General features: G+C 58.8%; 12 protein-coding genes. 3 read left to right on the forward strand and 9 right to left on the reverse strand.

The window, feature by feature from the left end; all coding sequences use genetic code 11:
- Positions 1-361: 361 nt before the first annotated feature.
- Positions 362-1834 carry an inorganic phosphate transporter gene (locus tag AC1DRJ_RS13925; RefSeq protein ID WP_477802675.1) on the forward strand — a complete coding sequence of 491 codons (1473 nt, stop codon included), beginning with the start codon at positions 362-364 and terminating at the stop codon, positions 1832-1834.
- 57 nt (positions 1835-1891) lie between these two features.
- Here AC1DRJ_RS13925 and AC1DRJ_RS13930 read toward each other — a convergent pair whose 3' ends face one another.
- Positions 1892-2329 carry a multidrug/biocide efflux PACE transporter gene (locus AC1DRJ_RS13930; RefSeq protein ID WP_477802665.1) on the reverse strand — a complete coding sequence of 146 codons (438 nt, stop codon included), beginning with the start codon at positions 2327-2329 and terminating at the stop codon, positions 1892-1894.
- Between the two features lie 90 nt (positions 2330-2419).
- Between AC1DRJ_RS13930 and AC1DRJ_RS13935 the strand changes: the two genes are divergently transcribed.
- A complete protein-coding gene (locus AC1DRJ_RS13935) occupies positions 2420-3274 on the forward strand; it encodes a LysR family transcriptional regulator (protein ID WP_477802666.1) in 855 nt (284 codons plus the stop codon).
- Positions 3275-3316: 42 nt separating this feature from the next.
- Here AC1DRJ_RS13935 and AC1DRJ_RS13940 read toward each other — a convergent pair whose 3' ends face one another.
- The 3 genes from AC1DRJ_RS13940 to AC1DRJ_RS13950 form a co-directional block, all read right to left on the reverse strand.
- Positions 3317-4552 carry an RNA polymerase sigma factor gene (locus tag AC1DRJ_RS13940; RefSeq protein ID WP_477802667.1) on the reverse strand — a complete coding sequence of 412 codons (1236 nt, stop codon included), beginning with the start codon at positions 4550-4552 and terminating at the stop codon, positions 3317-3319.
- A 125-nt stretch (positions 4553-4677) separates the two neighbouring features.
- On the reverse strand, positions 4678-5022 hold the full coding sequence (locus AC1DRJ_RS13945) for a YciI family protein (protein ID WP_477802668.1): 345 nt from the start codon (positions 5020-5022) through the stop codon (positions 4678-4680).
- A gap of 80 nt (positions 5023-5102) precedes the next feature.
- Positions 5103-5528: a YybH family protein gene (locus AC1DRJ_RS13950; RefSeq protein WP_477802669.1), complete on the reverse strand. Its 426-nt coding sequence runs from the start codon at positions 5526-5528 to the stop codon at positions 5103-5105.
- Between the two features lie 142 nt (positions 5529-5670).
- Here AC1DRJ_RS13950 and AC1DRJ_RS13955 point away from each other — a divergent pair, with 142 nt between their 5' ends.
- A complete protein-coding gene (locus tag AC1DRJ_RS13955) occupies positions 5671-6156 on the forward strand; it encodes a GNAT family N-acetyltransferase (RefSeq protein WP_477802670.1) in 486 nt (161 codons plus the stop codon).
- A 28-nt stretch (positions 6157-6184) separates the two neighbouring features.
- Here AC1DRJ_RS13955 and AC1DRJ_RS13960 read toward each other — a convergent pair whose 3' ends face one another.
- The 5 genes from AC1DRJ_RS13960 to AC1DRJ_RS13980 form a co-directional block, all read right to left on the reverse strand.
- Complete coding sequence (locus AC1DRJ_RS13960) at positions 6185-6526, reverse strand: hypothetical protein (RefSeq protein ID WP_477802671.1); 342 nt, start codon at positions 6524-6526, stop codon at positions 6185-6187.
- Entirely contained in the window at positions 6519-6785 is a 267-nt protein-coding gene (locus tag AC1DRJ_RS13965; protein ID WP_477802672.1) for a type II toxin-antitoxin system Phd/YefM family antitoxin, read from the reverse strand. The genes AC1DRJ_RS13960 and AC1DRJ_RS13965 overlap by 8 nt, the downstream gene beginning before the upstream one ends.
- A gap of 96 nt (positions 6786-6881) precedes the next feature.
- Complete coding sequence (locus tag AC1DRJ_RS13970; protein ID WP_310336088.1) at positions 6882-7370, reverse strand: GNAT family N-acetyltransferase; 489 nt, start codon at positions 7368-7370, stop codon at positions 6882-6884.
- Positions 7371-7466: 96 nt separating this feature from the next.
- Entirely contained in the window at positions 7467-7952 is a 486-nt protein-coding gene (locus tag AC1DRJ_RS13975) for a GyrI-like domain-containing protein (protein WP_477802673.1), read from the reverse strand.
- Between the two features lie 66 nt (positions 7953-8018).
- Entirely contained in the window at positions 8019-8681 is a 663-nt protein-coding gene (locus tag AC1DRJ_RS13980; protein ID WP_477802674.1) for a LysE family translocator, read from the reverse strand.
- Between the last annotated feature and the right edge of the window lie 70 nt (positions 8682-8751).

Genomic DNA, 8751 nt, shown 5'->3' on the forward strand with positions numbered 1-8751 from the left:
GTCGTAAAGTCAGCCGCTGCGGTCTGTCAGGTAAAACGCGTATTCTGGATTACGACTGCTTCGCAGCCGGACCCAGGCTTCGCCAGCTGCTACAGGGGTCAGCGGTGGATTCGGATCAGCGGACAACGAAAAAACCAAAACCCTGATCTGGAGCAGTCTCCCTGTAACGATTAGCGCCGACCATCGCGGATACATCCCCTCCTCTGGATTGTCCGGTATGGCCACCCCTTCCTTCTCCGCCAACACTCAGGCACCTGCCAGCAGCAACAGACCCCAATTCGATAAAAAACCCAGCGCCTTCACGCTGGTGATTTTTTTTGGCGTGTTGGCCATCGGCTTGCTGTTCACCGCTTATAGCCTGATGCGCGACGTGAAGGAAATCGGCACGGTGGTGACCACCTGGACCCCGTTTTTGTTGCTGGGTGTGGCGCTGTTGATCGCCCTCGGCTTTGAATTCGTCAACGGTTTCCACGACACCGCCAACGCTGTAGCGACAGTGATATACACCAACTCGATGCCGCCGAATTTCGCAGTGGCGTGGTCGGGGTTTTTCAACTTCCTCGGCGTGCTGCTGTCCAGCGGTGCGGTGGCGTTCGGCATCATTGCCCTATTGCCGGTGGAACTGATTCTGCAAGTCGGCTCCTCCGCCGGTTTCGCCATGATCTTCGCCCTGTTGATCGCCGCGATCCTGTGGAACCTAGGCACCTGGTGGCTGGGTTTGCCGGCCTCGTCTTCGCACACGTTGATCGGCTCGATCATCGGCGTCGGCGTGGCCAATGCCCTGATGCACGGCCGTGACGGCACCAGCGGTGTGGACTGGGCGCAGGCGACCAAGATCGGTTATGCGTTGCTGCTCTCACCGCTGGTCGGTTTTGGTTTCGCCGCCTTGCTGTTGCTGGCCCTGCGCGCATTCGTCAAGAACCGTTCGCTGTACAAGGCCCCCGAAGGCAACACCCCGCCACCGTGGTGGATTCGCGGCATGTTGATTGTGACCTGCACCGGTGTGTCGTTTGCCCACGGTTCCAACGATGGCCAGAAAGGCATGGGCCTGATCATGTTGATTCTGGTCGGCACGCTGCCCATGGCCTACGCGCTGAACCGCGCCATGCCGGCCGACCAGGCGCTGCAGTTTGCCGCAGTGGCGCAAGTGACCCAGCAAGCACTGGTCAAGGCTGCGCCGCAACTGGCCCCGGCCGACCCGCGCCCGGTACTGACTGACTACGTGCGCAACAAGGAAGCCACGCCGCAACTGGTGCCGGCGCTCGCCGCCCTCACCGGCAGCATCGGCGCTCAGGTCAAGGGTTATGGCTCGCTGTCCAAAGTGCCAGCAGAGGCCGTGGGCAACGTGCGTAACGACATGTACCTGACCAGCGAAACCATTCGCCTGATGGACAAGAACAAGGTCGGTAACTTCGACGCCGACACCAGCGCCAAGCTGCAATTGTTCAAGCAACAGATCGACAACTCCACGCGGTTTATTCCAACCTGGGTCAAGATCGCGGTGGCGATTGCGCTCGGGTTGGGCACCATGGTGGGCTGGAAGCGCATTGTGGTGACGGTCGGCGAGAAGATCGGCAAGACCCACCTGACCTACGCCCAGGGCGCCTCGGCGGAAACCGTGGCGATGCTGACGATTGGCGCGGCGGATATGTTCGGTCTGCCGGTGTCGACCACCCACGTGTTGTCGTCGGGTGTGGCCGGGACCATGGTTGCCAACGGTGGCGGTTTACAGATGACGACCATCCGTAACTTGCTGATGGCCTGGGTGCTGACCTTGCCAGCGGCGATCCTGTTGTCGGGCAGCTTGTATTGGTTATTCACCCAACTGTTCTGATCGGCCCGACACCGGAAATTGAAAGCTGCAGGCTGATCATCAGCTCGCTCAACACGGTCATCCTTCGCAAACAGTGCGCCCCACCATCCGCTCCCGCACTACGTCGTATGCCAAGTGGTAGATGTAGGTGTATGGCAGGAAAAACAGCAGCACACCGATGTCGAGCAGGAACGCTTCCCACAGGTCGATCTTCAGCCACCAGGCAATCAGCGGCACACCGAGCGCGACCAGACCACCCTCAAACAGCAACGCATGGACCACCCGAACCCACGCGGTGCGAGCAATCTCGTAGCGCTTGAGCACGCGATCGAACTGTCCATTGAAGACCACGTTCCAGGCCAGGGCCAGAGCCGCGATAGCCATGGTGACGATCCCCATGTCGAGCATGGGTTTGTCCATGATCCACGCCAGCAACGGGGTACAGATCAGGATGGCCAGCAGTTCGAAACCGATGGCCTGGAAAATACGTTCAGTGATGGATTTGTTGACGCTCATGGCCAGACTCCTCTGAGTGACGGTGGTTGCCATGATCCCTCACCACACCGATACTTCATCACCAATAACCATCGACCAAGGCGATAGTTCATGGCGTCTCACGAAGTGTTGCTGGCGTTTGTCCAGGCGGCGACCCAAGGCTCGTTTTCCGCAGCGGCGCGCAAACTGGGGCGCAGCCAGTCGACCATCAGCGCGGCGGTGGCCAGCCTGGAAATCGATTTGAACCTGGTCCTTTTCGACCGCAGCAGCCGCAAGCCCAGCCTGACCCCGGCCGGGCATGTGATGCTGCAACGGGCCGAAGAGATTCTGGCTGCCACCAGCCGGCTGGAAATCACCGCCAGCCAGCTGTCACAAGGCGTCGAGCCAAAACTGACCGTGGCGATTTCCGATACCTATCAATCTGACCGCTTCGAAATCGCACTGGGTGCATTCGAGCAACGCTATCCGGACCTGGAACTCGAATGCCTGATTGCCGAATGCGATGACTTGATTGCGCTGCTGCAGCGGGGTCGGGCGCAGGTGGCCTTCGCTGAAATGCAGGACAGCTATCCGCCGGATCTGGTCAGTTCGACCGTCGACGAACGCACGGAAATCGCGCTGTTTGTCTCCCGCGCGCATCCATTGGCGGCGCTCGATCATATCGATCAGGACGTGCTGCAACAGCATCGTGAGCTGCGGCTGGCAACCATCGTCAATCCGTATGAAAGTCGGGCGAAAGGCCGTGTCTGGTCGGCGCCGAGTTATTTGATGCTGCTGGAAATGGCCCAGGGTGGATTTGGCTGGGCGCCGTTGCCGAGATGGTTGGTGGAGCGGTTTGGCCAGGGTTCGTTGCAGGAACTTCGGGTGCGCGGCTGGCCGAAACCGGTGTTTGTCGATGCGCTGTGGTCGCGCCAACATCCGCCGGGGCCGGCGGGGAGTTGGCTGCTGAGCAAGATGCTTGAGTAAAGGTCCTTCGGCCCTTATCGCGAGCAGGCCAGACAGTTCRCCTCACTCCAAAGCCTTGATCCGCGCCTCAAGAAACCTCTGCTCCGGCACTTGCTGCGTCAACTCCAGAGCCCGCGCATACGCCGCCCGCGCCTCCTCCACCCGCCCCAGCTGCCGACAAAACTCCGCCCGTGCCGAATGCGCCAAGTGGTAATCCTGCAATTCGCCCCGATTCAAAATCGCCTCAACCAACGTCAGCCCCGCCAACGGTCCATCCCTGCGGGAGATCGCCGCCGCGCGATTCAACTCGATCACCGGTGAAGGCACTGCCGCCAGCAGCACGTCATACAAACCGACGATCTGCTCCCAGTCCGTTTCCGCCGCCGAGGGCGCTTCGGCATGCACGGCCGCGATCGCCGCTTGCAGGCCATACGGCCCGATCCGCCCGGTGGTCAACGCCGCTTCCATCAGCGCACACCCTTCGGCAATCATCCCGGCGTCCCACAACGAACGGTCCTGCTCATCCAGCACAATCAACTCACCATCCGGCGACGTCCGGGCCAGGCGCCGGGACTCGTGCAGCAGCATCAACGCCAGTAGCGCTATCACCTCCGATTCGGGCAACAAGTCCATCAATAACCGCCCCAGCCGAATCGCCTCGCGCGTCAGTTCTTCGCGCGTCACTTCCACCCCGATGGACGCCGAGTAACCTTCGTTGAACACCAGATAAATCACCCGCAACACGCTATCGAGCCGCTCGGGCAATTCCGTCAGTGTCGGCACTTGATAAGGGATTTTCGCATCACGAATTTTCGCCTTCGCCCGCACGATGCGTTGAGCGATGGTGGCAGGCGCCGAGAGAAACGCCCGGGCGATCTCTTCAGTGGTCAGGTCGCAGATTTCGCGCAAGGTCAGTGGTACCTGGGCGTCCGCTGCGAGTGCCGGGTGACAGCAGGTGAAGATCAGGCGAAGGCGATCGTCTTCCACGTCTTCTTCACTCCAGTCCGCCTGCTCCAGCGCCTCGGCCTGGGCAATCAGCAGCGGTCGGGACGCGGCAAATCGCGCGCGCCGACGCAACACATCAATCGCCTTGAAGCGGCCGGTGGACACCAGCCAGGTGCGCGGATTATCCGGCACGCCGTCACGTTGCCAACGTTCCACCGCCACGAAAAAGGCCTCGTGCAGGGCCTCCTCGGCGAGGTCGAAATCGCCAAGCAACCGAATCAACGTCGCCAGAATCCGCCGCGAGTCTTCGCGGTAAACCTGCTCGACCCGGGCTTGCACCGAGGCGCCAGGCATCAGTCCTGCATGCCTTCTGTGACTATCGTTTGCTCGATCAAGCGACTGATGGACAACTGGAATTTGGCCGTCTTTCTTTTAGTCGATGGCGGACTCATGCAGGCCTCCTTTTGGGTCCTTGTTTTTCAAGCATTCAACTGGCGAACGGGACGCACCTCGACACAGCCGACCCGGGCCGCCGGAATATTCCCGGCAACCTGGAGCGCTTCATTGAGGTCCCTGGCATCGATCAGGTAGAAGCCAGCCAATTGCTCCTTGGTTTCGGCGAACGGGCCGTCGGTGATCGACATCTTGCCGTTACGCATGCGCACGGTGGTAGCGGTCTGCACCGACTCCAGCGCCTCGGCCGCGACCATCCGCCCACTGCCTTGAATCGACTCGGCGTAGGCCATGCATTCGGCGTCGTTCGGGCTTTCGGGCAGCGAGTGCAAGGTGTGCTCGTTGCTGTAGACCAGGCATAGGTATTTCATGGGGCTCTCCAGAATCGAACGAATCAACTATGGCTGCAGATCGTGGCGTTGGCGAAATTCCCGACGAATCGGCCTGACCATCAGGGCTGCAAACCGAACAGAGTCGTGCCGCTCTGCATGTCGAACGGAGCCGACCAGTGTTCGTGGACGATGCGCCATTGCCCGGCTTCGCGGCGGTAGCAGGCGGTTACGCGCATCCAGCAGGCCTGGGTTTCGCCCTTTTCGTTGGTGCCACCGCAATAGGCCAGCCAATGGGCGAAGGCGATGTGCTCATCCGCCACGATGTTCATTTGGTCGAAGTCAAACTTGTGCGCGCCCTGGCACATTTCCATGCATTCCAGCCAATGCGCGCGGTAGGCGGCCTTGCCCCGGAACTGCAAGGCCTTGACCGCGTCGTAGGAGACGATGTCGTCGGCATACAGGGCCATGATTTTATCCACGTTCTTGGAGATGACTGCGTCACGATACGTGTCGATCAGGGTCTGGATTTCGTGTGTAGAGCTCATGGGGGTTCTCCGTGGTTTTTGTTGTGAAGACACCCTTAGTCGTTCGGCAAAAAACCAAATCGACAGCCGAAATAAAAAATAATCCAGCGGCGCAAACTCGCTAGAATCCGAGGCTCATTCGTGTTGGAAAAAGGACACTCCAGTGATAACCCGACTCGTGCCTTACGAAAGCCTGAACGCGCGCCAGCGCCAGCAGGTCGAGGCCATCGAAGTGCACAAAGAACAAATAAAATTCAGCGGCGACATTCACGGAGCGTTGCACTCCCTGTTGTCCAAACCCTGCCCCGGCGTCAAAGGATTTGCGCTGCTGGTAGAGGACGTTCCCGTGGCCTTCTTGCTGCTCAAGCGCCCGCCCGTGCTGCCGGCCTGGGCCGATGAGCACAGCGCCACCCTGCATGCGCTGCAAGTCGATCAACGCGCTCAAGGCAAAGGCTATGGCAAAGCCTGTCTGCAAGCGCTGCCCGAGGTGGCGCGTCAGGCGTTTCCGGAAATAAAGGGGCTGGAATTATCGGTGGATGCGGACAACGAGCCGGCCATCGCGCTTTACGCAAAATTTGGCTGGGTCGACAGGGGTGAAGCGTACAAGGGGCGGATTGGTTATGAGCGGCGGATGGGGCTGGTTTTTTGAGGTGTGAGGATGCGTAGATAACAGCCTGTCAGAGTAATAGATAGTAGTCGAGCAGTTGCTTCTCGATGCTATGGCGCTGGCCGATGACCAACGCGACCACCACAAGCTTTTCGCTCGGGAACACCTCATACAGAACCCGCTGCCCCAAAGGCAGATACTCACGAAAATGGGTATCCCCCAAAGACGCCGCCTCCTGACAAACACCGTAAACATGCGCCTGGCTGGCCAGTGCCGTAACAATTTGCATGACAAGTTGATCAACCATCTCTGCCGCTTTTTTGCGATCGCATTGTTGCGTCAGATAGTGCTCAAGTGAAACAACTCCATGCCCCGCAGCCGTCGCGAACTCTACCCTGTAAATTTCAGGCATCGTTATCGTCTTGCTGTAATTGACGTCGCTGGGCCAGTTTGGCCAGAAGTGTGTCACCGGAAATCAGCTTGCCCTGCTCCTTGTCGCGGGAGGCAAACGAGAGCAGCTTAATCAGCGCAATAGCCTCGTCACGACGCTTACGCTCCTCATAGGACTCAATCACATAAGCCGGTACACCATTTTGCGTGACAAGCATGGGTTCGGAGAGATCCAGCGCTGCCGCATTCTTTTTTACAAAGCTGATGGTTTCAACTCGCATCACTCATTCCTCTGTCGCCAACCGTGCAGGCTGGCCAATACAACACGGTCTGAATTTAGGCTATAAAAAACTTATCTCAAGCAATCATTTACCCCATCACAAATCCAACACCATCTCATGCCACGCCATCCCGCCATGGTCCGAGGCCGACGGTTTGATGTAGGCAAAGCCAAACCCGGCGTACAACGGGATATGCCGCTCTTTGCACATCAGGTGAATGCTGACCTTGCCCGATGCGCGCATGCGCTCAATGAACTCGCCCATCAAACGCTTCGCCAGCCCCTGCCCCTGATAATCCGGGTGCACCACCACCGACATGATCACCACATGCGGGCCGGCCGGGTCGTGGCCGATCAATTCCTTGAACGCTTCGTCCGACATTTCCACTTGAAAGGCCGCACCGGAGTTGATGAAACCGGCGACCACGCCGTCGACTTCGGCCACGATGAAACCTTCGGGCCAGGTGGCGATGCGGGTGGCGATTTTTTCCCGGGTGGCGGCTTCGTCGCCTTCATAGGCAACGGTTTCGATGGCGTAGCAACGGTCCAGATCAGCAGGCGTGACGTGGCGGATGACGGTGTTCATGGCGGGTCGCAATCAGATGGAAAGGTCGGGGATCATAAATCAGCCCCCACACGACATCGAGAGACGAATCACCAATCCGTCTCTCGATGCAGGTGTTCAGCCTTTGATCGGCAGCCAGATTTCCAGCTTGCCGGTATTGAGCTTCGGGTTGAAGTCTTCGCTGTAACGTTCGAATTCCGGGGCGTCCGCCGCCTCTTTACCTGACTGCGGCAGCCAGGTTTTCCAGATGTACTGAAAGGTAGCGGGCAACCTGTCCAGAGATCCCTTGTGCTCGAATACTGCGTAACGCTGAGGTTGAACCTCGACCCAGCGATACTTCTCTGGCAGGTCGTCGAGTTTGTCGATCTCGACGCCGGCGATGTATTCGAATCCGCCTTTGCCATCCGGATTGCAACAAATGCCGTAGGTGGCTTCGCCTTTCTGCCCGGGAATCTTGCCAATTTCGGGAATGAATTTCTCCCAGAGGTCGGGAATCGCTTTGGTCGTCTGCGCGGTAAATAGGCCACCAAACCCTGCAATGAGCAAGAAGTGCCCGTGTTCGAAGCGTGGCTCGTCCGGTTTTACACCTGTTTGCTCATCCATGACTCAACTCCTGAACTTAAAAATGGGTTCGGCTGAAAGTATAGAAGCCAAACCCGATTCGCCCAGTTACAGTGCGTGCAACTGTTCGACGGCCGCAGCGCCAACAAACTCGTTATAACCCGATAGGATCACGTAGACCGCGAAATAGCAGAAAATCGCCGCCGATGCCATGTAGGAATAACGCAGCAGTTTGTCGCCCAGCAACTTGCCGCCGTGGCTCGCAGCGAAGCACAAACCCGCGCTCCAGAGCAGACCAGCGCAGAGGAATCCCCCGAGAAACAGCGCCGAACTGAGGGCACCACCGCCGCCGGAACGGGCGATCAACGTGCCGCCCACCGCCGCGAACCACAAAATGGCGCTGGGCGAGGACATGGCGAGGAAGATCCCGCGGAAAAACTCCTTGCGATGTGAGTTCTGCCCCACTTCTTCGGCTTGCGCCAATACCGCTTCGTGGTGAATCGCCGAATAGATCATCTTCGCCGCGAAATAGATGAGCAACGCCGAACCGCCGATCCACAGCACCCAGCGTACGGTTTCGTATTGCAGCAAAACGGTCATGCCCGCCAGCGCCAGCACCGCATAGATCAGGTCGCCGACACAGGTGCCCAACCCCAGCGCAAAGCCTTGGAAATAGCCGCGTTGCATGGCCAGGGTGATCATCGCGATATTGGCCACGCCGATATCCAGGCACAACGAAAGGCTCAGCAAGAAGCCGCTGCTAAATTCCATCAACCGATTTCCTTCGGAAAAATTTGTTTTCATACTGGCTAGACAGTTTGCCACGACTGCCCTTACATTC

The organism is Pseudomonas sp. P5_B2 (assembly GCF_056400445.1).

What these genes read in the sequence shown, in the direction of transcription:
- AC1DRJ_RS13925 (WP_477802675.1), top strand. Translation starts at nt 362, where the DNA reads ATGCGCGACGTGAAGGAAATCGGCACGGTGGTGACCACCTGGACCCCG.
- AC1DRJ_RS13930 (WP_477802665.1), bottom strand. Translation starts at nt 2,329, where the DNA reads ATGAGCGTCAACAAATCCATCACTGAACGTATTTTCCAGGCCATCGGT.
- AC1DRJ_RS13935 (WP_477802666.1), top strand. Translation starts at nt 2,420, where the DNA reads ATGGCGTCTCACGAAGTGTTGCTGGCGTTTGTCCAGGCGGCGACCCAA.
- AC1DRJ_RS13940 (WP_477802667.1), bottom strand. Translation starts at nt 4,552, where the DNA reads ATGCCTGGCGCCTCGGTGCAAGCCCGGGTCGAGCAGGTTTACCGCGAA.
- AC1DRJ_RS13945 (WP_477802668.1), bottom strand. Translation starts at nt 5,022, where the DNA reads ATGAAATACCTATGCCTGGTCTACAGCAACGAGCACACCTTGCACTCG.
- AC1DRJ_RS13950 (WP_477802669.1), bottom strand. Translation starts at nt 5,528, where the DNA reads ATGAGCTCTACACACGAAATCCAGACCCTGATCGACACGTATCGTGAC.
- AC1DRJ_RS13960 (WP_477802671.1), bottom strand. Translation starts at nt 6,526, where the DNA reads ATGCCTGAAATTTACAGGGTAGAGTTCGCGACGGCTGCGGGGCATGGA.
- AC1DRJ_RS13965 (WP_477802672.1), bottom strand. Translation starts at nt 6,785, where the DNA reads ATGCGAGTTGAAACCATCAGCTTTGTAAAAAAGAATGCGGCAGCGCTG.
- AC1DRJ_RS13970 (WP_310336088.1), bottom strand. Translation starts at nt 7,370, where the DNA reads ATGAACACCGTCATCCGCCACGTCACGCCTGCTGATCTGGACCGTTGC.
- AC1DRJ_RS13975 (WP_477802673.1), bottom strand. Translation starts at nt 7,952, where the DNA reads ATGGATGAGCAAACAGGTGTAAAACCGGACGAGCCACGCTTCGAACAC.
- AC1DRJ_RS13980 (WP_477802674.1), bottom strand. Translation starts at nt 8,681, where the DNA reads ATGGAATTTAGCAGCGGCTTCTTGCTGAGCCTTTCGTTGTGCCTGGAT.